Origin of the sequence: Herbaspirillum frisingense GSF30, from assembly GCF_000300975.2 — a bacterium.
Classification (GTDB): domain Bacteria; phylum Pseudomonadota; class Gammaproteobacteria; order Burkholderiales; family Burkholderiaceae_D; genus Herbaspirillum; species Herbaspirillum frisingense.
The window spans coordinates 11,659-33,714 of sequence record NZ_AEEC02000030.1 but is presented as its reverse complement, the minus strand read 5'-3'; the positions used below and the strand labels follow the sequence as shown (position 1 = coordinate 33,714).

General features: G+C 64.0%; 18 protein-coding genes. 13 read left to right on the top strand and 5 right to left on the bottom strand.

All coding sequences use genetic code 11. From position 1 onward, the window contains the following. Positions 1 to 14 precede the first annotated feature (14 nt). From HFRIS_RS18285 to iscX, 4 genes are read left to right on the top strand one after another with little or no spacing between them, the layout of a single operon-like run. Entirely contained in the window at positions 15 to 641 is a 627-nt protein-coding gene (locus HFRIS_RS18285) for a LysE family translocator (protein ID WP_006712824.1), read from the top strand. Positions 642 to 666: 25 nt separating this feature from the next. Continuing rightward, positions 667 to 2,532 (top strand): Fe-S protein assembly chaperone HscA, encoded by a 1,866-nt coding sequence (hscA, locus tag HFRIS_RS18280; RefSeq protein WP_006712822.1) that lies wholly within the window; start codon positions 667 to 669, stop codon positions 2,530 to 2,532. A 44-nt stretch (positions 2,533 to 2,576) separates the two neighbouring features. Continuing rightward, on the top strand, positions 2,577 to 2,915 hold the full coding sequence (gene fdx, locus HFRIS_RS18275) for an ISC system 2Fe-2S type ferredoxin (protein ID WP_006712821.1): 339 nt from the start codon (positions 2,577 to 2,579) through the stop codon (positions 2,913 to 2,915). 34 nt (positions 2,916 to 2,949) lie between these two features. Beyond that, the gene (gene iscX / locus HFRIS_RS18270; RefSeq protein WP_006712820.1) at positions 2,950 to 3,144 is read left to right on the top strand and encodes a Fe-S cluster assembly protein IscX; all 195 of its coding nucleotides are present in this window, start codon (positions 2,950 to 2,952) and stop codon (positions 3,142 to 3,144) included. A gap of 71 nt (positions 3,145 to 3,215) precedes the next feature. On the opposite strand, the gene HFRIS_RS18265 is transcribed toward iscX, so the two are convergent. Both HFRIS_RS18265 and HFRIS_RS18260 read right to left on the bottom strand, forming a co-directional pair. Further along, positions 3,216 to 4,535 (bottom strand): DUF1501 domain-containing protein, encoded by a 1,320-nt coding sequence (locus tag HFRIS_RS18265; protein WP_006712818.1) that lies wholly within the window; start codon positions 4,533 to 4,535, stop codon positions 3,216 to 3,218. 19 nt (positions 4,536 to 4,554) lie between these two features. Further along, entirely contained in the window at positions 4,555 to 6,069 is a 1,515-nt protein-coding gene (locus HFRIS_RS18260; RefSeq protein WP_006712816.1) for a DUF1800 domain-containing protein, read from the bottom strand. 496 nt (positions 6,070 to 6,565) lie between these two features. Between HFRIS_RS18260 and HFRIS_RS18255 the strand changes: the two genes are divergently transcribed. Further along, positions 6,566 to 7,288, top strand: a complete 723-nt coding sequence (locus HFRIS_RS18255; RefSeq protein WP_039876380.1) for a response regulator transcription factor — start codon at positions 6,566 to 6,568, stop codon at positions 7,286 to 7,288. 23 nt (positions 7,289 to 7,311) lie between these two features. Further along, the gene (locus HFRIS_RS18250; RefSeq protein WP_039876378.1) at positions 7,312 to 8,016 is read left to right on the top strand and encodes an Hpt domain-containing response regulator; all 705 of its coding nucleotides are present in this window, start codon (positions 7,312 to 7,314) and stop codon (positions 8,014 to 8,016) included. Between the two features lie 20 nt (positions 8,017 to 8,036). On the opposite strand, the gene HFRIS_RS18245 is transcribed toward HFRIS_RS18250, so the two are convergent. Beyond that, positions 8,037 to 8,498, bottom strand: coding sequence for a rhodanese-like domain-containing protein (locus tag HFRIS_RS18245; protein ID WP_006712810.1), 462 nt, complete (start codon positions 8,496 to 8,498; stop codon positions 8,037 to 8,039). A 488-nt stretch (positions 8,499 to 8,986) separates the two neighbouring features. On the opposite strand from HFRIS_RS18245, the gene glnA reads away from it, so the two are divergent. The 3 genes from glnA (at position 8,987) to ntrC (ending at position 13,276) form a co-directional block, all read left to right on the top strand. Then, a complete protein-coding gene (gene glnA / locus HFRIS_RS18240) occupies positions 8,987 to 10,402 on the top strand; it encodes a type I glutamate--ammonia ligase (RefSeq protein WP_006712808.1) in 1,416 nt (471 codons plus the stop codon). Positions 10,403 to 10,566: 164 nt separating this feature from the next. Then, positions 10,567 to 11,640 (top strand): nitrogen regulation protein NR(II), encoded by a 1,074-nt coding sequence (glnL, locus tag HFRIS_RS18235; RefSeq protein ID WP_006712806.1) that lies wholly within the window; start codon positions 10,567 to 10,569, stop codon positions 11,638 to 11,640. Positions 11,641 to 11,776: 136 nt separating this feature from the next. Next, complete coding sequence (gene ntrC / locus HFRIS_RS18230) at positions 11,777 to 13,276, top strand: nitrogen regulation protein NR(I) (protein ID WP_006712804.1); 1,500 nt, start codon at positions 11,777 to 11,779, stop codon at positions 13,274 to 13,276. Between the two features lie 206 nt (positions 13,277 to 13,482). Here the strand turns inward: ntrC and HFRIS_RS18225 are convergent, their stop codons facing one another. Then, a complete protein-coding gene (locus HFRIS_RS18225; RefSeq protein WP_006712803.1) occupies positions 13,483 to 14,766 on the bottom strand; it encodes an MFS transporter in 1,284 nt (427 codons plus the stop codon). A 254-nt stretch (positions 14,767 to 15,020) separates the two neighbouring features. Then, a complete protein-coding gene (gene prpR / locus HFRIS_RS18220) occupies positions 15,021 to 16,679 on the bottom strand; it encodes a propionate catabolism operon regulatory protein PrpR (protein WP_006712801.1) in 1,659 nt (552 codons plus the stop codon). A 341-nt stretch (positions 16,680 to 17,020) separates the two neighbouring features. Between prpR and prpB the strand changes: the two genes are divergently transcribed. The 4 genes from prpB (at position 17,021) to HFRIS_RS18200 (ending at position 22,026) form a co-directional block, all read left to right on the top strand. After that, positions 17,021 to 17,911: a methylisocitrate lyase gene (gene prpB / locus HFRIS_RS18215; RefSeq protein WP_006712799.1), complete on the top strand. Its 891-nt coding sequence runs from the start codon at positions 17,021 to 17,023 to the stop codon at positions 17,909 to 17,911. A 48-nt stretch (positions 17,912 to 17,959) separates the two neighbouring features. After that, positions 17,960 to 19,114, top strand: coding sequence for a bifunctional 2-methylcitrate synthase/citrate synthase (gene prpC / locus HFRIS_RS18210; protein WP_006712797.1), 1,155 nt, complete (start codon positions 17,960 to 17,962; stop codon positions 19,112 to 19,114). Positions 19,115 to 19,364: 250 nt separating this feature from the next. Then, positions 19,365 to 19,793, top strand: a complete 429-nt coding sequence (locus tag HFRIS_RS18205; protein WP_006712794.1) for a hypothetical protein — start codon at positions 19,365 to 19,367, stop codon at positions 19,791 to 19,793. Positions 19,794 to 20,139: 346 nt separating this feature from the next. Continuing rightward, complete coding sequence (locus HFRIS_RS18200) at positions 20,140 to 22,026, top strand: propionate--CoA ligase (protein WP_006712793.1); 1,887 nt, start codon at positions 20,140 to 20,142, stop codon at positions 22,024 to 22,026. The last annotated feature ends 30 nt before the right edge of the window (positions 22,027 to 22,056 follow it).

The following is a 22,056-nucleotide window of genomic DNA, read 5'->3' as shown; positions in this document are numbered from 1 at the left end:
GCGGAGCCGCCACCATGCCCAACCTGTTCCTCTTCCTGCTGGCCGCGATGACGCTGACCCTGGCCCCCGGCCCGGACAACATCTACGTGCTCACGCGCGGCATCGTCCAGGGCCGCAAGGCGGGTCTGGTGGCTGCTGCCGGCTTCAGCTCGGGACTGATCTTCCATACCCTGCTGGCGGTGCTGGGCTTCGCTGCCGTGATCAAGGCCTATCCGCCGGCCTATCATGCCCTGCAATACGCGGGCGCGGCTTATCTCGCTTACCTCGGCTATCGCACCTTGCGCTCGGCCTCGGCCGGTATCGCGCTGGCCGGAGAAGGGCAGGCTGCGGCCGCCGTGCCGTTGCGTCGCATCTACTGGCAAAGCGTCCTGGCCAACATGCTCAATCCCAAGGTGACCCTGTTCTTCATCGCCTTCCTGCCGCAATTCGTGCAGCGCGAAGCCGGTCACGAAGCCCTGCAGATGCTGGTGCTGGCCCTGGTGTTCATTGCCCAGGCCTTCCTCATCTTCAGCGCCATCGCATTGTTTTCCGGCACGGTCGGCGCCTGGTTCCGTCGCCGCGCCAACGCCTCCGTCCATCTGAACCGCCTTGCAGGTTGTGCCTTCATCGGCCTCGGCATCCGGATGGCCTTACCTGAATAACGCATCACGACGAGTCACAACACCTATGGCTTTACTGCAGATTTCCGAACCGGGCATGTCCACCGCGCCGCACCAGCGTCGCCTGGCCATCGGCATCGACCTGGGCACCACCAATTCGCTGGTGGCCACCGTGCGCAACAGCATCCCCGAAGTGTTGGCCGACGACGACGGCCGCGTGCTGCTGCCCTCGGTGGTGCGCTACCTGCCCAACGGCCACGCCAACATCGGCTACAAGGCACAGGCCGCGCAGACCACCGATCCGCGCAATACCATCATCTCGGTCAAGCGCTTCATGGGCCGTGGCCTGAAGGACATCGCCCACGCCGAGAACATGCCCTATGACTTCCAGGACCAGCCCGGCATGGTGCAGATCAAGACCGTGGCCGGCGTGAAGAGCCCGGTGGAGATATCGGCGCAGATCCTGGCCACGCTGCGCCAGACCGCCGAAGACGCCCTGGGCGACGACCTGGTGGGTGCCGTCATCACCGTGCCGGCCTACTTCGACGATGCCCAGCGCCAGGCCACCAAGGATGCCGCGCAACTGGCCGGCATCAACGTGCTGCGCCTGCTGAACGAACCGACGGCGGCGGCCATCGCCTACGGCCTGGACAATTCCTCCGAGGGTATCTTCGCGGTCTACGACCTGGGTGGCGGTACTTTTGATATTTCCATCCTCAAGCTCACCCGTGGCGTGTTCGAAGTGCTGGCCACCGGTGGCGATTCGGCCCTGGGTGGTGACGACTTCGACCACCGCCTGTTCTGCTGGATCAGCCACGAAGCCCAGCTGCAGCCGCTGTCGGACGAAGACACCCGTCTCTTGATGGTCAAGGCACGTGAGGTCAAGGAACTGCTCTCCACCAAGGACGAAGTGCAGATCGACGCCGTGCTCCGCTCCGGCGAGGAAGTGCATCTCTCCATCACCGCCGCGCAATTCAACGAGATCACCCAGCACCTGGTGGCCAAGACCATGGCGCCGGTACGCAAGGCTCTGCGCGACGCCAGCCTGACCGTGGAAGACGTGGATGGCGTGGTGCTGGTCGGCGGTGCCACCCGCATGCCGCACATCCGCCGCGCCGTGGGCGAGTTCTTCAAGACCAATCCGCTGTCCAACATCGACCCCGACAAGGTGGTGGCGCTGGGCGCGGCCGTGCAGGCCAACCTGCTGGCCGGCAACCGTGCGCCGGGCGACGACTGGCTGCTGCTGGACGTGATCCCGCTGTCGCTGGGCATCGAAACCATGGGCGGCCTGGCCGAGAAGGTCATCCCGCGCAACTCCACCATTCCCTGCGCGCGTGCCCAGGAATTCACCACCTTCAAGGACGGCCAGACCGCCATGGCCATCCACGTGGTGCAAGGCGAGCGTGAACTGGTGGCCGACTGCCGCTCGCTGGCGCGTTTCGAACTGCGCGGCATTCCCCCCATGGCCGCCGGTGCGGCGCGCATCCGCGTGACCTACCAGGTCGACGCCGACGGCCTGCTGGCCGTGTCAGCCCGCGAGATGACCTCCGGCGTGGAAGCCTCCATCACCGTCAAGCCGTCCTATGGCCTGGCGGACGACGAGATCGCCCGCATGCTGCAAGAGTCCTTCAGTTCTGCCGATGAGGACATGCAACGTCGTGCCTTGCGGGAAGAGCAGGTCGAAGCCGAACGCATCGTCCTGGCCACCCGCTCGGCGCTGCAGGCCGATGCTGCCTTGCTGTCCGAACAGGAGCGTGCTGACATCGAAGCACAGATGGAAGCCGTCACCGCCGCTGCCCAGGGCAACGATCACCTCGCCATCAAGGCCGCGGTTGACGCCCTGGCCCATGGCACCGAAGAATTCGCCGCCCGCCGCATGGACCGCAGCGTCCATGCCGCACTGGCCGGCAAGAAGCTGGATGAAGTCGCCTGAGCGACGTCCTGACCCGAACACTGTAGAAAGACCCGAGAGCCACCATGCCCCAGATCGTTATCCTCCCCCATCCGGTCCTCTGCCCCGAAGGCTCGGTGATCGACGCCCCGGCTGGCAAGACCCTGTGCGACGCGCTGCTGGACAGCGACATCGACATCGAGCACGCCTGCGAAAAATCCTGCGCCTGTACCACTTGCCATGTGGTCATCCGCGAAGGCTTCAATTCGCTGGACGACCCCACCGACAAGGAAGAAGACCTGCTGGACATGGCCTGGGGCCTGGAGGCCACCTCCCGCCTGTCCTGCCAGGTGGTGCTGGGCGAAGAAGACCTGACCGTCGAAATTCCCAAGTACACCATCAACCACGCCTCCGAAAACCATTGAGCGGGCACGGCATCGGCCGTGCCGGGAGATCGACATGAAATGGACCGACACCCAGCAGATCGCCGAGGAACTCTATGACAAGTTCCCGGATACTGATCCCAAGACCATCCGCTTCACCGACCTGCATCGCTGGGTGATGGAGCTCGACGGATTCGACGACGATCCCAACCGCTCTGGAGAGCGCATCCTCGAAGCGATCCAGGCGGCCTGGATTGCCGAGGCAGAGTGAGCCACTTTGCTGCGCCCATGAAAAACGCATCGACATCGATGCGTTTTTTTTCGTCCCACGATTAACGTACTTCAGATGAACAGGTTCGGTACACCTCTGGCGCCACTGGCATATTGCGGAAAGACCTTGTCCAGCGCCCGATCCGGGATGCGCATATGCCGCTCGGCCAATGCGCACAGCACGGCCCGGTAATCCGTCGTGATGGCCAGGTCGCGCCCTTCATTCAAGGCCGCCTGGTTCAAGCCCGGCCATTGTCCGTAGATCTTGCCGCCGTGCAGGTTGCCGCCCATCAGCCACATCGCATTGCCGTGACCATGATCGGTACCGCCGTTGCCGTTCTCGCGGAAGGTGCGGCCGAATTCGGACATCACCACGATCACCGTGTCGTTGAAGGCCGGCCCCAGTTCCTGCGCCAGTGTCGCCAGCCCGCTGGCCAGCGGCGAAAGGCGGCCGGCCAATTGTCCGGTGCCATTGCCCTGGTTGATGTGGGTATCCCATCCACCGACGGCCAGGAAGGCCAGGCGAATGCGCGGGTCGTGGCGCATCAGGCGACCCAGGCGGGCGGTGTCCAGCGACAGACCGTTGGGCAGCGGCGCGCCGTTGTTGGCCATCTGCTGTTCCTGGCTGTTGATCTCGGCAATGAGTTGCTTGCGCGCTGCCATGCCGTCGCGATAGGCCTTGCCCAGGGCATCGTCGGCGCCATAGAGCGGGTCGAACAGCTGGCTCCAGCGCGGCTGGTCGATCATGCCGGGGCGGGTGGCTTCGCGTCCGCTCTGCAGGTTGGCCACCACATTGCGGCCGCTCAGGATGCGTGGCGTGGCGCTGCCGACGTTGATGGCCTGCAGCGGTGATTCGGCCGGCGGCAGGTAGTCCATGACCCGGTTGAGCCAGCCGTCGCGCGTGTTGTGCTGGCCGGGTGTCCCGGTTTCCATCATGTCCTGCGCCTCGAAGTGTGAGCGCGAGCCGTCGGGTGAACCGGATGCCTGCACGAAGGCCAGCCGGCCACTCTCCCAGTACGGCAGCAGCGGCTGCAACGATGGATGCAGACCGAAGTAGCCGGTCAGGTCCAGCACGCCATTGGCCTGCCCGGGACGCGCCACGGCGATGCTCGGGCGGGCCTGGTAATACAGCGGATCGCCATGGGGCACCACGACGTTCAGACCATCCACCGCGCCGCGCAGGAACACCACCACCATGCGCGGGGCACCGTCACCGCTGGCACGCGCACGCGGGGCAGGAGAGCCGTAGGCCACCTGGCCCGGCGTGTGGCCGGCGCGGCTGATGCCGTGGTCGCCGGCGGGGACGACGGCGCAACCCGACAGTCCGATCGGCACCAGCACGGCGCCACAGCCGGCGGCGCCCAGGTAACGGATGAAATCGCGACGGTTCATGGAAGTCCTCGACGGTGGATCAGCGTTTCATGAAATCGGGGCTGCCCAGGATCAGGGCGGTGCGCTGATTCGCGGGTGCGGTATCGATACGGGCGACGGCCTGGGGTGTGATGGCCGGGCCCAGCGTGCGCAGCAGCTGTTGCGGATCGGGTGGACGGGCCTCGCTATCGGTGGGTTGCGGCGCGCCTTCCAGGCGCGCGATCGGCGACTTGCCACCGGCCAGGCCACCGGCGAAGTTGATCCGTCGCAGCAGGGCGTCCGGATTGAGCCAGGCCGCCTGGGAATACTTGTAGCCTTCTGGTGTGAGCCAGCCATACAGCGGCATGCCGAACTGTGCCAGCGCGCCGCTGACCGGCTTGCCGTTGCGCACCGTCGTATCGCTTGCGCGCAGGGACGAGACCACGAATTGATACGGCGTCTTGAACTGCGTCTGGTAATTGCTGCGCGCCCAGAACTGCGGGCTGTCGAACAAGGTCTTGAGGACGGCGCGGATGTCGCCGCGCGTGGACAGGAAGGTCTGCGCAAGCTTTTGCACCAGCGCCGGATCGGGCTGGTCGGAGACGAAGTACTGCACCAGCTGCGTGGAGATGAAGCGCGCCGTCGAAGGATGGCTGGCCAGGATGTCCAGCGCCGCCTCGCCCTCCTGGTAGCCGCTGGCCGCCAGTGGCTTGCCGAGGAAGACCTTGGGGGCGGCGTCATGACGCTGGGCGTTGAAGCTGAAGGGCGCCGCGCCGGCCTTCATGGCATCGACGTCGATGGTCCAGCCCGAGAGGATGCGCGCCAGGGTGATGACATCGGCCTGCTGGTAGCCGCCATCCACGCCCAGGGTGTGCAACTCCATCAGTTCACGTGCGTAGTTTTCGTTGAGTCCCTTGAAGCGGCCCCGCGCACCGGGCGTACCGACACCACTGGAGAGCCAGTTATCGAGGTAGTACAGCATCGCCGGGTGATGCGCCACTGCGCCCAGCAGGTCGCGGAAGTGGCCCAGGGCATAGGGACGGATGGCGTTCTTTTCGTAGTCACCCACCCAGTAGCGCACCCAATCCTTGCCCTCGAAGAGATTGAAGTGATTGGCCCAGAATTCGGTCATCACTTCTTCCAGCTGACGCGGACTTTCGGTGGCCTGCAGCAGGCGCGCCATGTGGAATTGCGGGGTCAGTTCGCGTGGTGCGCGCTGGCGGGCGACCTGCTGTTCTTCCTTGCTGGCCTTCGGGTTGAAGGAGGGCGGACCGTAATCGATGAACAGTTGCGACGTTGTCATCTGCAGTGCCGGCAGGGCAGCCAGTCGAGCCTGCAGGTCGGCCGGCAGGGGAATGCGTTCGGGGTGCAGTTGCTGGTCGATGTAGCGTGCAACGCCCATCTGCTCGACCTCTTCCAGCGCGCCAGGGCGGGGTCCGTAGCCCAGGCGGTTGAGCACGTGCAGAGCGCGTTCCGAGGGCGACAGCGGGATCTCGTCGACCGGCGTGGCGGCGCGTGCCAGGCTGCAGATCAGCAAGGCCGACAACAACACCGGGGCTGGGCGCAGCGGACGCATGGATGAGCCTCGTGGTCTCGAAATTTGTTGAGAAATTCTTGCCGAGTATGCGCAATGCTTCACTTGATGGCTGTAAAAAAGTGTAATGCAAGCAGCGCCGATCATAGGCCGGTCAGCTGACATCTCGCTGAGCAGCTTATGAGCAGCAGATGAGCAGCCCGTCCATCGGGGCAGGGATGGTTGTCGTTCGCACACGCTTCCTGTGACTGTTTGTCAGTCTCTTGTCACGCGGGAGCCGAGCTGCCCCAAAACGGCAGAAGTTTTGCGAGAGAGCGATATTTTTCAGACGATTCTTATGCGCCCTGGGCCTGGGCTCCACCACAATAGCGCCTTCGAAAACCGGAGCCGGATTCAAGACCTGTTTAAGCAACAGATACTGGCTTGCCGATGCGGGGCCAGCGCCCCACAATGGCGCCTCGCCGCCGCGCCGGATTCGGGGGAAAAGCGGATATAAAACGGACAAAAATCGAACAACGACAGAGAGCAAAGGGCAAGGATGACATGGACACTGGCTTCGGCGATGCGCATCGCCTTGCTTGACGACCACGCCGTGGTTCGATACGGATTGGCGAAGCGACTGGCCGAGGAGCCGGACTTCGAGGTCGTCGGCGCCTTCGCCACCAGCAAGGAGTTGATGACCGCGCTGCGCGCGTCGCCAGCGGACCTGCTGCTGATCGATTATTCGCTGGGCAGCAATGACATCGATGGTCTGAACCTGATCCGGGCGTTGCGCGTGCGCTTCCCCCGCAGCAAGATTCTGGTCACCTCGGCGCATCACAATGCGGCCACCGTGGCCATGGCCATGAAGGCGGGGGCGCGGGGCTTTGTGGGCAAGTCGCAGGAGCTGGGCGAACTGATCCAGGCCATCCGCACCATCGGGCTGGGGCGGGAGTACCACAATGCGGCCCTGACCCGCGAACTGGCGGCCATGCAGGTGGCTGAGCCGGTATCCGGCGGCAAGTCCGAAGCGCGTCCGGCGCGCCGTGCGCGCACGACACCGCCTTCCTCGGATTCGCTGTCGGACATGCCCAACCTGTCGCCACGCGAACGCGAAGTCTTGCGCTGCTGCCTGGATGGCTTGTCGGTGACTGACATCGCCGACAAGTTTGCCCGCAGCGTCAAGACTATCAGCGGGCAGAAGCAATCGGCCTTCCGCAAGCTGGGCGTGCGCAGCGACAATGAACTGTTCAAGATCGAATACCAGATCAAGGACCTGTAAAGCGCACCACATAGGGAGTTGCAATGATGAAGGACAGTGGGCCGCGGGTGCTGCTCGTTGATGACTCGGCCACCATCCGGTATGCAATGCAAAGCCGGCTGCAGCTGATGGGTTGCGAGGTCGACAGCGTCGCCGACGGCAGCGCCGCGCTGGCGGCAATCCAGGCCCGCCCCTATGGGCTGGTGCTGCTGGATTGCTTCCTGCCGGACATCCTGGGCCAGGACGTGGCGCGCCAGGTCCGCCAGCTGGAGCAGGCGCAGCCCGAGCGGCCCTACACGCCGCTGATCGGCATCTCGGCCGAGGCCGATCCTGCGCACGTACAGCGCTGCCTGGACAGCGGCATGGATGGGATGCTCGACAAGCCCTTGCAGACCCTGGCCATCCGCCGCCTGCTGGCGCTGTGGTGCGATCACGAGCTGGGCGAGGAAGGCGAGGCCGCCAGTCCCGAGGAAGAACACGACCAGGACCTGGCCCGGCTGTTCCTGACGACTTCCCTGCATGATCTGCAGGCACTGCAGCAGGCGCGGGAGGAGGGTGATGCCGCCCGTATGAGCCGGCTCACCCACCGTATGCGGGGCGCGGCGCTGACCATGGGCCGGGCCGAGATCGTGGCCTTGCTGGAATGCGTGGACGAGGCCCTGCTCGGCGGCCCTGGCGCTGCCGATGCGATCAGCCTGCTGCTGCAGTCATTGGGCAATGCACTGCAGGCGCGCAGCCTGCAATCCTGATCAGCGATACCGGGTTGGCTTCAGGCGCCCACCCAGGGCAGCCCGCCGAAGCACCAGCCTTCCACCGTCTTGCGATGTCCGGCCGCGTCCTTGTTGCCTTCGAAGCCTTCCAGGATGTCGAAGCAGCGGGTGTAGCCATGTTCCGTGGCCAGCTTGGCTGCGTGTTTGGAACGCACGCCGGAGCGGCACAGGAACAGCAGCACTTCATCGGGCAGGGTGACTTCCTTCAATTGCGGCAGGAATTCCGGATTGGACTTGCCCTCGGGGTAGAGATTCCATTGCACCGCCAGGTGCTGCGCCGCCGGAATCTGCACGGTCCCGATCCAGTCGCGCTCGGCGCGCGTGCGCACGTCCACCAGCTTCACGCTAGTGTCGGCCTGGATCAGGGCCAGCGCTTCCTGCGGGGTGACTGCGCCGGCATAGGGTAACTGGCCGTCGGTGCCGCGTTGCTGGGCTTTGGAGAGGATGTCTTGGGGGCTCATGGCATTTGATCTCGGGAAGAAGGGGGCGTGGAATTCTCGGAACGGGTCAACATGGGTGAGGCCGACGATGGCAGGATCAGCCGCGCAGCCCGATGAAAGACTTGATTCTAAACAATATATACATTTCGGCAATTTCCAAGTCGGTGCATTGCGCAGCCGGAGTTACAGGATGCCCCAGTACGGCGCACGCACCATCAATGTGCAAATCGGCTGGTCCCATCAAAAAATGCAGTAATTTGGTGCAAAAGAAGAAAAATGCACCAAAACAAGGCTTGTGATGCTGATTCCTGCACCGTGGGGAACGGCCCGAAGGCCGCGTCCTCCCTAAAATATTCCATTATCGGGCTACCCCAAAGGTCGATGGCATGGAATCTGCTATCATCCGCGACTGAGTTCGGCGCAAGACCGTTGTATCAAATGCAAAGATCCAGTCGCAGAAAACGGCTCACACCCCAATTTATACTACTTCCTCGTTTTAGGAGATTCGCATGGCAAGGACGGCCGCAGAGGTTTTGAAGATGGTGAAGGACAACGAAGTCAAGTTTGTTGACTTCCGTTTCGCTGACACCCGTGGCAAGGAACAGCACGTTTCCGTGCCTGTTTCGCATTTCGACATCGACAAGTTCGAATCCGGTCACGCCTTCGACGGTTCGTCGATCGCCGGCTGGAAGGGTATCGAAGCCTCCGACATGCTGCTGATCCCGGACCCGAACACCGCCAACATCGACCCGTTCATGGAAGAGACCACCCTCTTCATGCAATGTGACGTGATCGAGCCGTCCGACGGCAAGGGCTACGACCGTGATCCGCGCTCCATCGCCAAGCGCGCTGAAGCCTACCTGAAGTCTTCCGGCCTGGGCGACACCGCCTACTTCGGTCCGGAACCCGAATTCTTCATCTTCGACGGCGTGCGTTGGGGTGCTGACATGTCCGGCTCCTTCGTCAAGATCGACTCCGAAGAAGCTTCCTGGAGCACCGGCGCCAAGATCGAAGGCGGCAACTCCGGCCACCGTCCGACCGTCAAGGGCGGCTACTTCCCGGTTCCTCCGGTCGACAGCTTCCAGGACATGCGTTCGGAAATGTCCCTGATCCTGGAATCCCTGGGCATCCCCGTCGAAGTGCACCACCACGAAGTGGCTGGCGCTGGCCAGAACGAACTGGGCACCAAGTTCTCGACCCTGGTCGAGCGCGCTGACTGGACCCAGACCCTGAAGTACGTGATCTGGAACGTTGCCCACACCTACGGCAAGACCGCTACCTTCATGCCCAAGCCCCTGGTCGGCGACAACGGCTCCGGCATGCACGTGCACCAATCCGTCTGGAAGGATGGCAAGAACCTGTTCGCAGGCGACGGCTACGCTGGCCTGTCGGAATTCGCGCTGTACTACATCGGCGGCATCATCAAGCACGCCAAGGCACTCAACGCCATCACCAACCCCGGCACCAACTCGTACAAGCGTCTGGTCCCCGGCTTCGAAGCCCCGGTCAAGCTGGCCTACTCGGCCCGTAACCGCTCGGCCTCGATCCGTATCCCCCACGTCGCCAACCCGAAGGGCCGTCGTATCGAAACCCGCTTCCCGGATCCCCTGGCCAACCCGTACCTGTGCTTCTCGGCGCTGCTGATGGCCGGTCTGGATGGCGTGCAGAACAAGATTCACCCGGGCGAAGCTGCGACCAAGGACCTGTACCACCTGCCGCCGGAAGAAGACAAGCTGATCCCGACCGTCTGCGCCTCGCTGGATGAAGCCCTGGATCACCTGGACAAGGATCGCGAGTTCCTGACCCGTGGTGGCGTGTTCACCGACAGCATGATCGATGCCTACATCGAGCTGAAGATGCAGGAAGTCCAACGCTTCCGCATGACCACGCACCCGATCGAATTCGACATGTACTACTCGCTGTAATCGAATCCGCATCCGGAGAAAAAGGGGAAGCTTGCTTCCCCTTTTTTTATGGGCAGCGGCGCCGACCACGGCGGGCAGCGCGCCCGAAAATTGCTAGACAGACTGGTCAATGACTGCATTAGCCCGAGCAAGACGACATGACCCCTGGCATCACGAATCCTCCCATGAAGACACCTCTTCCTTCCCTCGATGGTCTTGACCTGCTGGCCTCGGCCGTCATCATCCTGGACGCTGCCGGTGGCATCGTCTATGCCAACGCCGCCGCCGAGAACCTGCTGGAGAGTTCCTTCAAGGTGCTCTCGCAGCAGAAGCTGTCGGAGCTCTTCCTCAATGGCAAGGAGCTGACCGCGTTGTTCTACCAGGCCATCGAACACCAGTTTGCCGACAAGCGCCTGGACCTGGTGCTGGAACGCGCCAACCGCGAACCGTTGCAGGTGCACACCATCGTTACGCCCCTGGACAGCACCGACATGCCGGTCCTGCTGGAGCTGCGCGAGAACGTCCAGCAATTGAAGCTGGACCGTGAAGAGCGCATGTTCGACCAGAGCCAGGCCAACAAGGAACTGATCCGCAACCTGGCCCACGAGATCAAGAACCCGCTGGGCGGCATCCGTGGCGCAGCCCAGTTGCTGGAGCTGGAACTGCCCGAGCGCCACCTCAAGGAATTGCGCGAATACACCCAGGTCATCATCAAGGAAGCCGACCGCCTGCAGACCCTGGTCGATCGCCTGCTGGCACCGCACCGCCATCCCCACATCGTGGGCGACGTCAACATCCACGAAGTGTGCGAGCGCGTGCGCAGCCTGGTGATGGCCGAGTTCCCGCAGGGGCTGACCATCAAGCGCGACTATGATCTTTCCATCCCCGAATTCCGGGGCGACAAGGAACAGCTGATCCAGGCGGTATTGAACATCGTCCACAACGCGGCCCAGGCCCTGGCCGACCGCATCCGTGCGGGTGACGCCGAGCTGATCCTGCGTACCCGCGTTTCCCGCCAGGTGACGCTATCCAAGGTCAGATACCGGCTGGCACTAGACTTGCATATCATCGATAACGGTCCGGGTATTCCGCCAGACATCCAGGAAAGAATCTTCTATCCCCTGGTGTCGGGTCGGGAGGGTGGTAGCGGACTGGGGCTGACCCTGGCGCAGACCTTCGTGCATCAGCACATGGGCGTGATCGAATGCGACAGCCGGCCGGGTTGTACCGATTTCAGAATACTTATACCGCTGCCGTGAGCCCATGGCCGCAGGCGGCGCGCCAAAGCCGGAATGACGGAAGGCATCCCGTCATCATGGGGGCTGTGGCACGGCGTCAGAAGCGTCGTGGCCGCGGGAGCATTAACAGCATGACCAACGCAGGAAAAAGCTATTTATGAAACCGATCTGGATTGTTGACGACGACGAATCGATACGCTGGGTGCTTGAGAAAGCACTGGCCCGAGAAAATCTCGCCACGCAGAGTTTTTCCAGCGCACGCGATGCCATGGCGGCCCTGCAGAACGGCACGCCGCAAGTGCTGGTTTCCGACATCCGCATGCCCGGCGCCTCCGGGCTGGAACTGCTGCAGACCGTCAAGGCCAAGCACCCCGGGATTCCGGTGATCATCATCACCGCCTTCTCGGACCTGGACTCGGCCGTCTCGGCCTTCCAGGGCGGCGCCTTCGAATACCTGGCCAAGCCCTTCGACGTCGACAAGGCGGTCGAACTGATCCGTCGCGCCCTGGATGAAAGCCTGCGCGAAACCGATATCGAGCAAGGTGCCGCACAGACCCCCGAAATCCTCGGCCAGGCGCCCGCGATGCAGGACGTGTTCCGCGCCATCGGTCGCCTGTCGCAATCGAACGTGACGGTGTTGATCACCGGTGAGTCCGGCTCCGGCAAGGAACTGGTGGCACGCGCCCTGCACAAGCACAGCCCGCGCGCCAGCCAGCCCTTCGTGGCATTGAACACGGCTGCTATCCCGAAGGACCTGCTGGAATCCGAACTGTTCGGCCATGAACGCGGCGCCTTCACCGGCGCGCAAGCCATGCGCCGTGGCCGCTTCGAGCAGGCCGAGGGCGGCACCCTGTTCCTCGACGAAATCGGCGACATGCCGCTGGACCTGCAGACGCGCCTGTTGCGCGTGCTCTCCGACGGCCACTTCTATCGCGTCGGCGGCCATCAATCGCTCAAGGCCAACGTGCGCGTCATCGCCGCTACCCACCAGAACCTGGAACACCGGGTGCGCGAAGGCCTGTTCCGCGAGGACTTGTACCACCGCCTCAACGTCATCCGCCTGCGCCTGCCCAGCCTGCGCGAGCGCAGCGAAGACATTCCCATCCTGGCGCGCTACTTCCTCACCCAGAGCGCCCGCCAGCTGGGCGTGGAAGCCAAGCGCCTGTCACCGCAGGCCATGCAGTTCCTGTCGCAACTGGAATTCCCCGGCAACGTGCGCCAGCTGGAAAACCTGTGCAACTGGATCACCGTCATGGCCCCGGGCCAGACCGTGGAAATCAAGGACCTGCCGCAGGACCTGGTGGAAGAACGCGTGCATGCACCGCAACCGGCGCAGATCGTGTCGGCACCGGCCTCGGCTGCCGGAACGCCTGCACCGCTGGCCCAGCCCGAGCTGTCGGCAGGCGCGGCACCGGCTGAAGCCGTCGCCGGCAACTGGATCTCGCTGCTGGAAACCGAAGCCGCGCAGATGCTGGCCTCGGAGCAGCCGGAGGTGATGGATATCCTCGGCCGCCAGTTCGAAGCCGCGCTGATCAAGATCGCCCTCAAGCACACCCACGGCCGCAAGAACGACGCCGCCGTGCGCCTGGGCATCGGCCGCAACACCATCACCCGCAAGATCCAGGAGCTGGGTATTGGCGGTGCCGAGGACGATTGATCGGCTAGCACCGGATCACATCTGATCCAACTCGAGTCAAGCAGGGGAGGCCTGCCCGCGTGCCGCCGCGTGGGCAGGAGCAACAAGGGGAAGAGGCGGCGGCAAACAAAAAAGGAAATGGCCTGGATCTCGCGATCCAGGCCATTTTTATTTTCTCCCGCCACACTGCCGGGAGAAACGATTTATATCATTTACGCGATCGCCGCTCAGCGCAGCTTCAGCACATAACGCGCCGCCGCCGAAGCGATCAGGCTCAGCACCGCGCCGAAGATGACGAAGTAGCTCACCGACAGCTTGTTGCCGGTGAAGTCGATCAGCCAGGTGATGATCAGGCCAGCGAAGCCGCCGAAGATGGTCACCGCGATGTTATAGGCCAGCGACATGCCGGTGCCGCGCGTGGCCACCGGGAAGATGTCGGCCAGCAGGGCCGGCATGGCGGCGAAGTACATGGTCATGAGCACGCCGATCACGGTCTGCAGCAACAGCAGCTGCAGGAAGCCCGGCGAATTGGTCAGGAACACGAACATCGGATAGGTCAGCACGATGTACAGGGCGCTGCTGACGATCATGAACGGCGTGCGGCCGATCTTGTCGGAGGCTGCGCCCACCAGCGGCGAGCCGATGAACATGATCAGGCCGGCCACCGACATCGCGGCGAACGACGACCATGCCGGCAGGCCCAGCTGCTTGACCGCGTAGGTCGGGATGTACAGCGACAGGTAGACCGAGACGGTGGCCATGATGACGCTGCCCGAACCGATCAGGAGGCGCAGCTTCTGGCTGGTGAAGGTATCGCGCAGGGGCGCATTGGTCTTTTCGCTGGACTCCTTGAATTCCGGTGCTTCATCCAGGTGACGACGGATGTAGATACCCGCCGGTGCGATCAGCAGGCCGAAGAAGAACGGCACGCGCCAGCCCCAGGAAGCCAGTTGCTCGGGCGTGAGCATGTTGTTGAGCACGGCGCCGAAGATCGCCGCCAGCAACAGGCTGATGCCCTGGCTGGCCACCTGCCAGCTGGAGAAGTAACCACGGCGATGCGGTGCGTGTTCCACCAGGAAGGCGGTGGAGCTACCGAACTCGCCACCGGCCGAGAAGCCCTGGATCATCTTTCCCAGTGCAATGCCGGCCGGTGCCAGCAGGCCGATGCTGGCGTAGCTGGGCATGAAGGCGATCATGGCGGTGCCGATGGTCATGAGCATGATCGACAGCATCAGTGCCGCCTTGCGGCCGGCGCGGTCCGAATAGGCACCCAGCACCACCGCGCCCAGCGGACGCATGAAGAAGGACACGCCAAAGGTGGCGAACGTCAGCAGCAGCGAAACGCTGTCGTCCCCGGTGGGGAAGAACTGCTTGGCGATGACCACGGCGAAGGCGCCGTAGATCAGGATGTCGAACCATTCGAGCGCATTGCCGATGGAAGACGAGATGATCGCGCGCCGCGCCTGCGGATGCGTGGTGGCGGCGCCAGGCGCCGTGGTGTTGCTGGTCATGGAGACTCCCTGATGGATGACTGTGGATGGAGGAGCTGCGCGCCGGTCTCGCCCGGGCGGGGCGGACGACTGCCTGGCTGGTTGAATGATGGTTATGGGCTCCCTGTCGCGCTCACGGGGCAAATGCGATCGGCCGTGGGCGTTACAGCGGGCGAGGATAGGCGCCGCAGTGCGGGGCTGTCAAGGCGCGCTGCGGTGGATTATCAGGACGCAGGAAGCCTGTCGCATCGGGTAAATGATTGACGCCGGACGGCTCATTGCTGAGCTTCGTCGACCTCATCCGATAGCTGCTTCAAGCGGCGCCACAGGGTGGTCCGGCTCATCCCCAGATGGCGTGCGGCGGCAGCGCGATTGCCGCGATAGCGGCGCAGCACGGCCTGGATCTGCGCATCGTCAGGTGCGGCCGTGACGACATCTGGCTCCTGCACGGTCGCGCTGGCCATGCTGGCGTGCTGCGCCAGTTCCGGTGCTACCCGCAGGATCAGGGCCGGGGTCAGCGCCTGCAGCGGCTCGGCCGCCAGGAACAGGGCCAGCCGTTCCATCAGGTTGCGCAGTTCACGCACATTGCCCGGCCAGGCGTAGGCGCACAGCAGCGGTGAGCAGCGCAGGATTTCCGCACCCAGGTTGGCATGCGGGCGGGCATCCAGCGCCGCCAGTGCATGCTTGAGATGCCACTCGACCAGTGCCGGCACGTCGTCGCTGCGTGCGCGCAGCGGTGGCAGGGGCAGGCGCAGCACGCTGAGCCGGTAATACAGGTCGGCCCGGAAACGGCCCTCGCGCACCCTGGCCTCCAGGTCGCAATGGGTGGCGCTGATGATGCGCACCTGCACCGGGATCGGCCGCGTGCCACCGACGCGCACCACCTCGCGCTCTTCCAGCACGCGCAGCAGGCGGGTCTGCAGGGGCAGCGGCATCTCGCCGATTTCATCCAATAGCAGCGTGCCGCGATGGGCCGCCTCGAACACGCCGGCACGCCCACCCCGGCGCGAACCGGTGAAGGCACCTTCTTCATAGCCGAACAGTTCGGACTCCAGCAGCGACTCCGCCAGCGCGCCGCAATTGATGGCCACGAAGGGATGGCTTGCGTGGGTCTTGCCCTGCATCAGCGGATGGGCGCGATGGATGGCTTGCGCCGCCAGCTCCTTGCCGGTGCCGGTCTCGCCCTGGATCAGTACGCTGGCCGGTGAACGGGCAAACAGCGTGATCGATTGCCGTACCGCTTCCATGGCAGCCGATTCGCCCCGCAGGTCCTTCAGGTGATGACGTGCGCGCAGGCTGTCGGCCACCGGCAGGAGCGCGCCACGCGTGCTCTCCAGTTGCGTCAGGCGCGCCAGTTCCAGCGCATCCTCGAAGGCCTGGCGCACCGTGGCCGAGGAATACAGGAAGATGCCGTGCATGCCGGCCTCTTCAGCCAGGTCGGTGATGAGGCCGGCACCCACCACGGCCTCGATGCCACCGGCCTTCAATTCATTGACCACGGCCCGCGCATCTTCCTCGGTGGCATAGGTGCGCTGGGCGATGTCCAGTCCGAACATCTGCTGGAACTCGGCCAGTGCCGGCATCTCTTCCTGATAGCTGACCAGGCCGATGCGCGTGGTGATCTGGCGCGCCCGTGCCAGCGCCTGCATCACGTCGAAGCCGCTGGCGCGCGCCACCACCACCGGCACCGGCAACCGGCTCTTGAGGTAGGCGCCGTTGGAGCCGGCCGAGATGACCACGTCGCAGCGCTGCGTGGCCAGGCGTTCGCGGATCTCGCGCACGGCCTCGTCGAACCCCAGGTGGATGGGCTCGATGTCGGCCAGCGCGTCGAACTCCAGCGTGATGTCGCGGAACAGCTCCGACAGGCGCGATACCGAAGCGGTCCAGATCACGGGTTTGTCGGCGTGGCGGTCGGTGGGGGCAGGGCGTTTCATGGGCGTGGCGCTGGGTGGCTGAGGGTGATGGACGACGACTCAGGGTGGCTGGAAAGGCCTGAAGCCAGCCAGGAAGAAACGTTCACCATGTTTCAGTGAAACATTAGTGTAACACTGATGAAACAGGGTGGCGTGCCTCCGGAGCGCCCGTCCGGTCTGCCTGCTGGCGTGGCAGGGGAGCCAGGTTTTGTTCGCAAGTCATTGATCTGGAAGGAAGTTTCACATCACCCCAAAAGAGGCCCGCCAGGTTTCGCAGGATGTTGCAGTGCGATGGCACGGCCGTTGCAATAAGGCCCTCCATAGTCCGCTACCTCCAGCAACCCTTACAGAAGGTGTCCATCATGGCTCTCCACTCCGCAGGCGCAGCGTTCCGCCAGGCCGTCCAGGAAGAATCCCCCTTGCAAGTCATCGGCGCGATCAACGCCAATCACGCCCTGCTGGCCAAGCGCGCCGGCTTCCGTGCGATCTACCTGTCCGGCGGCGGCGTCGCGGCCGGTTCCCTGGGCTTGCCCGACCTCGGGATTTCCAACCTGGACGACGTACTCACCGACGTGCGCCGCATCACTGACGTGTGCGACCTGCCGCTGCTGGTGGATGTCGATACCGGCTTCGGCGCCTCGGCCTTCAACGTGGCCCGCACCGTGAAGTCGATGATCAAGTTCGGTGCCGCCGCCATGCACATCGAAGACCAGGTCGGCGCCAAGCGCTGCGGTCACCGTCCCGGCAAGGAAATCGTCAGCAAGCAGGAAATGGTGGACCGCATCAAGGCCGCCGTGGATGCCCGTACCGATGAGAATTTCGTCATCATGGCGCGCACCGATGCACTGGCCGTGGAAGGCCTGGAAGCCGCCGTGGAGCGCGCCGTGGCCTGCGTCGAAGCCGGTGCCGACATGATCTTCCCGGAAGCCATCACCGACCTGGGTATGTACAAGCAGTTCGCCAATGCGGTGAAGGTGCCGATCCTGGCCAACATCACCGAATTCGGCTCGACCCCGCTGTTCACCGTGGACGAACTCAAGGGCGCCGACGTCGGCCTGGTGCTCTATCCGCTGTCGGCCTTCCGCGCCATGAACAAGGCGGCCGAAAACGTCTATCAGGCGATCCGCCGAGACGGCACCCAGAAGAACGTGGTCGATACCATGCAGACCCGCATGGAACTGTACGACCGCATCGACTACCACAGCTACGAGCAGCGCCTGGATGCGCTGTTTGCCCAGCAGAAGAACAAGTAATCCCTTCCGACAATTCAGTTTCACCGAACACGCTACGAGGAGAACACGATGAGCGAACAACAAGCCGCAGGTTTCAAGCCCAAGAAGTCCGTTGCCCTCTCCGGCGTCACCGCCGGCAACACCGCCCTGTGTACCGTCGGCAAGACCGGCAATGACCTGCACTATCGCGGCTACGACATCCTGGACGTGGCCGACAACTGCGAGTTCGAAGAGATCGCCCACCTGCTGGTGCATGGCAAGCTGCCCACCGCCGCCGAACTGCGCGCCTACAAGGCCAAGCTCAAGGCCCTGCGCGGCCTGCCGGCCAACGTCAAGGCGGCGCTGGAATGGCTGCCTGCGGCCTCGCATCCGATGGATGTGATGCGTACCGGCGTCTCGGCCCTGGGTTGCGTGCTGCCGGAGAAGGATGACCACAACACCCCCGGCGCGCGCGACATCGCCGACCGCCTGATGGCCTCGCTCGGTTCCATGCTGCTGTACTGGTACCACTACAGCCACAACGGCAACCGCATCGAAGTGGAAACCGATGATGATTCCATCGGCGCCCACTTCCTGCACCTGCTGCACGGCGAGAAGCCATCCGATGCCTGGGAAAAGGCCATGCACACCTCGCTGATCCTGTACGCGGAGCACGAGTTCAACGCCTCCACCTTCACCGGTCGCGTCATCGCCGGTACCGGCTCGGACATGCACTCGGCCATCACCGGCGCCATCGGCGCGCTGCGCGGCCCCAAGCACGGTGGCGCCAACGAGGTGGCCTTCGAGATCCAGAAGCGCTACGACAACCCGGATGAAGCCGAAGCCGACATCCGCCGTCGCGTGGAGAACAAGGAAGTGGTGATCGGTTTCGGTCACCCGGTCTACACCATCTCCGACCCGCGCAACAAGGTCATCAAGGAAGTGGCGCGCAAGCTCTCCAAGGAAGCCGGCTCGACCAAGATGTTCGACATCGCCGAACGCCTGGAAACGGTCATGTGGGACATCAAGAAGATGTTCCCCAACCTGGACTGGTTCTCGGCCGTGTCGTATCACATGATGGGCGTGCCCACCGCGATGTTCACGCCGCTGTTCGTCATTGCCCGCACCTCGGGCTGGGCGGCGCACATCATCGAGCAGCGCATCGACAACAAGATCATCCGCCCGTCGGCCAACTATGTCGGCCCGGAAGATCTGAAGTTCGTGCCCATCGCCAAGCGCAAGTAAGGCGAGCGGGCAGCAGGGTAGGGGGAGGGGAGCAAGGGGAGTAGTAGCGCCGCAGTGCAATAGTGGTGAAGCAGTGCAGCGATGGAAGCGACGGCCCGCGGGAGCGGCCGTCGCCTTCCGGATTTGTAACAAGCGTTACATGTGGTCGAGTCCGGTGTAATTACTTGCTAAGATGCGGTCGGGCCGTTTTCGGCTCGTTTTTGGCCCGCTTCCGGCCCATCTCCGCCCCCGACTCTCCATGGATCATCCGATGATTGCTGCCATCGCTTCCCGTCGTTTTTTCAAGCAGGTCTGCCTGTGCGCGGCCGCCAGTTCCGTGCTGGCCGCCTGTTCTTCCAACACCCCGGTACCAGTGAGCGACACCAAGCCGGTCTTGCCACAACTGCTGCAGGCCCCGGCGGCCACCCAGCCCAGCTGGGCGACCCAGCTCAAGACCGGCGCCTTCAGCTGCGAGATGGGCAACAAGGTCGAGATCCGCATGGATGGCCGCGTGACCGATGGTGTGACCCTGGTGTGGAAGGGCAGCAGCTACATGATGAACCCGGTCAGCACCTCGACCGGTGCAGTGCGACTGGAGAACAAGGGTGAAGGCCTGGTGTGGATCCAGATTCCGTCGAAGTCCATGCTGCTCAATTCGAAGATCGGGCAGCAGCTCGCCAACGATTGCCGCACGCGCTGATTGCATCCTCTGTGCAGCGTGCCGTGGCGATGAGCTGACCGCGGCGCGTTTCTCCCTCCTCCTTCGTTTCCTCTTCTTCTGGCATGTCGCCGGTCTCGTACCGGTGACATCGCATCCGCTTTTTTCGTCGTCGCGCTTGATCTGCATCAGCCGCAAAGCGGCGCCGGCTGGGCGAATTCAGCCACCCATAAGCTTCAGGTGCAAGACTGGATCAAACGTCGCATGAAGGCCGGACAGGGGGTGCTGCAAGCCGGCACCCGGTATCAAGCCGTCGACGATCGACCCGCAGACCACGCATGTCCAGGGCGAACACAGTTTTCCAATACGAAAGACATGAGGAGACGTCATGCAATACGAGGATTTCTATCGCCGCTCCATCGAGCATCCCGACACCTATTGGGCCGAAGAAGCACAGCGCATCCACTGGGAAGAGCCCTTCACCCGCACCCTGGATTATTCGCGCGCGCCCTTTGCGCGCTGGTTCATCGGCGGCAAGACCAATCTCTGCTACAACGCCGTCGATCGTCACCTGGCCGAACGCGCCTCGCAGGCAGCGCTGATCGCCATTTCCACCGAGACCAACAGCGAACGCGTCTACGACTTCGCCGAACTGCATCGCGAAGTCCAGGCCATGGCCGCCACCATGCTGGCCCTGGGTGTGCAGCGCGGCGACCGGGTGCTGATCTACATGCCCATGATCGCCGAGGCGGTGTTCGCCATGCTGGCCTGCGCCCGCATCGGGGCGGTGCATTCGGTGGTGTTCGGCGGCTTTGCGTCCAACAGCCTGGCTTCGCGCATCGATGATGCGCAGCCGCGCCTGATCGTCTCGGCCGATGCCGGCTCGCGCGGTGGCAAGGTGATTCCCTACAAGGGCCTGCTGGACGATGCTATCCAGTTGGCCCAGCACAAGCCGCAGCGTGTGCTGCTGGTCGATCGCGGCCTGGCGCCGATGGCGCGCACGCCTGAGCGCGATGTCGACTTTGCCGGCCTGCGCGCACAGTACCTGGACCAGCCGGTCCCGGTGACCTGGCTGGAGTCCAACGAAACCAGCTACGTGCTCTACACCTCCGGCACCACCGGCAAGCCCAAGGGCGTGCAGCGTGACGTGGGCGGCTACGCGGTGGCGCTGGCGTCGTCCATGCAGCACATCTTCTGCGGCAAGCCGGGCGAGACCTATTTCTGCACCTCCGACATCGGCTGGGTGGTAGGTCACTCCTACATCGTCTATGGCCCGCTGATCGCCGGCATGGCCACCGTGCTCTACGAAGGCCTGCCGATCCGGCCTGATGCCGGCATCTGGTGGAGCATCGTCGAGAAGTACAAGGTGACCCGCATGTTCTCCGCACCGACGGCCATCCGCGTGCTCAAGAAGCAGCCGGCCGAATGCATGGAACGCTACGACACCTCTTCGCTCAAGGCGCTCTATCTGGCCGGCGAACCGCTGGACGAGACCACCTCCAACTGGATCTCGGCGGCGCTGAAGGTGCCGGTGATCGACAACTACTGGCAGACCGAATCGGGCTGGCCCATCATCTCGATCGCCAAGGGCATCAGCGACAAGCCGACCCGCCTTGGCAGCCCCGGCGTGCCCATGCCGGGCTACCGCCTGGCCATCCTCGACGAGGCCAGCGGCGAGCCCTGCGCAGCCGGCCAGAAGGGCGTGGTCGCCATCGAAGGCCCGCTGCCGCCGGGCTGCATGCAGACCGTGTACGGCGATGATGCGCGCTTCGTCAACACCTATTGGCGCAGCCTGCCACGGGAGGTTTACTCCACCTTCGACTGGGGCATCCAGGACCAGGATGGCTACTACTTCATCCTCGGTCGCACCGACGACGTCATCAACGTCGCCGGCCACCGTCTGGGGACCCGCGAGATCGAGGAGAGCATCTCCAGCCATCCCAACGTCTCCGAAGTGGCCGTGGTCGGAGTGGAAGACAAGTTGAAGGGGCAGGTGGCGATTGCCTTTGCCATCGCCAAACAGGCCGACGCGATTGCCACCCCGGAGCAGAGGAAGGCGCTGGAAGCCGAGATCATGGGTGTGGTCGACAAGCAGATCGGCGCGGTCGGCCGCCCGGCACGGGTGTTCTTCGTCACCGGCCTGCCCAAGACGCGCTCCGGCAAGCTGCTGCGGCGGGCCATCCAGTCGATCTGCGAAGGCCGCGATCCGGGCGACCTGCCCACCATCGAGGACCCGGCAGCGCTGGAGCAGGTGCGACTGGCGCTGCGCGACTGATCCCTGCCAGCAAGCGGCGGCCGATACCGG

Coding starts and splice junctions, on each gene's coding strand:
- HFRIS_RS18285 (WP_006712824.1), top strand. CDS start 15: ATGCCCAACCTGTTCCTCTTCCTGCTGGCCGCGATGACGCTGACCCTG.
- hscA (WP_006712822.1), top strand. CDS start 667: ATGGCTTTACTGCAGATTTCCGAACCGGGCATGTCCACCGCGCCGCAC.
- fdx (WP_006712821.1), top strand. CDS start 2,577: ATGCCCCAGATCGTTATCCTCCCCCATCCGGTCCTCTGCCCCGAAGGC.
- iscX (WP_006712820.1), top strand. CDS start 2,950: ATGAAATGGACCGACACCCAGCAGATCGCCGAGGAACTCTATGACAAG.
- HFRIS_RS18265 (WP_006712818.1), bottom strand. CDS start 4,535: ATGAACCGTCGCGATTTCATCCGTTACCTGGGCGCCGCCGGCTGTGGC.
- HFRIS_RS18260 (WP_006712816.1), bottom strand. CDS start 6,069: ATGCGTCCGCTGCGCCCAGCCCCGGTGTTGTTGTCGGCCTTGCTGATC.
- HFRIS_RS18255 (WP_039876380.1), top strand. CDS start 6,566: ATGACATGGACACTGGCTTCGGCGATGCGCATCGCCTTGCTTGACGAC.
- HFRIS_RS18250 (WP_039876378.1), top strand. CDS start 7,312: ATGATGAAGGACAGTGGGCCGCGGGTGCTGCTCGTTGATGACTCGGCC.
- HFRIS_RS18245 (WP_006712810.1), bottom strand. CDS start 8,498: ATGAGCCCCCAAGACATCCTCTCCAAAGCCCAGCAACGCGGCACCGAC.
- glnA (WP_006712808.1), top strand. CDS start 8,987: ATGGCAAGGACGGCCGCAGAGGTTTTGAAGATGGTGAAGGACAACGAA.
- glnL (WP_006712806.1), top strand. CDS start 10,567: ATGAAGACACCTCTTCCTTCCCTCGATGGTCTTGACCTGCTGGCCTCG.
- ntrC (WP_006712804.1), top strand. CDS start 11,777: ATGAAACCGATCTGGATTGTTGACGACGACGAATCGATACGCTGGGTG.
- HFRIS_RS18225 (WP_006712803.1), bottom strand. CDS start 14,766: ATGACCAGCAACACCACGGCGCCTGGCGCCGCCACCACGCATCCGCAG.
- prpR (WP_006712801.1), bottom strand. CDS start 16,679: ATGAAACGCCCTGCCCCCACCGACCGCCACGCCGACAAACCCGTGATC.
- prpB (WP_006712799.1), top strand. CDS start 17,021: ATGGCTCTCCACTCCGCAGGCGCAGCGTTCCGCCAGGCCGTCCAGGAA.
- prpC (WP_006712797.1), top strand. CDS start 17,960: ATGAGCGAACAACAAGCCGCAGGTTTCAAGCCCAAGAAGTCCGTTGCC.
- HFRIS_RS18205 (WP_006712794.1), top strand. CDS start 19,365: ATGATTGCTGCCATCGCTTCCCGTCGTTTTTTCAAGCAGGTCTGCCTG.
- HFRIS_RS18200 (WP_006712793.1), top strand. CDS start 20,140: ATGCAATACGAGGATTTCTATCGCCGCTCCATCGAGCATCCCGACACC.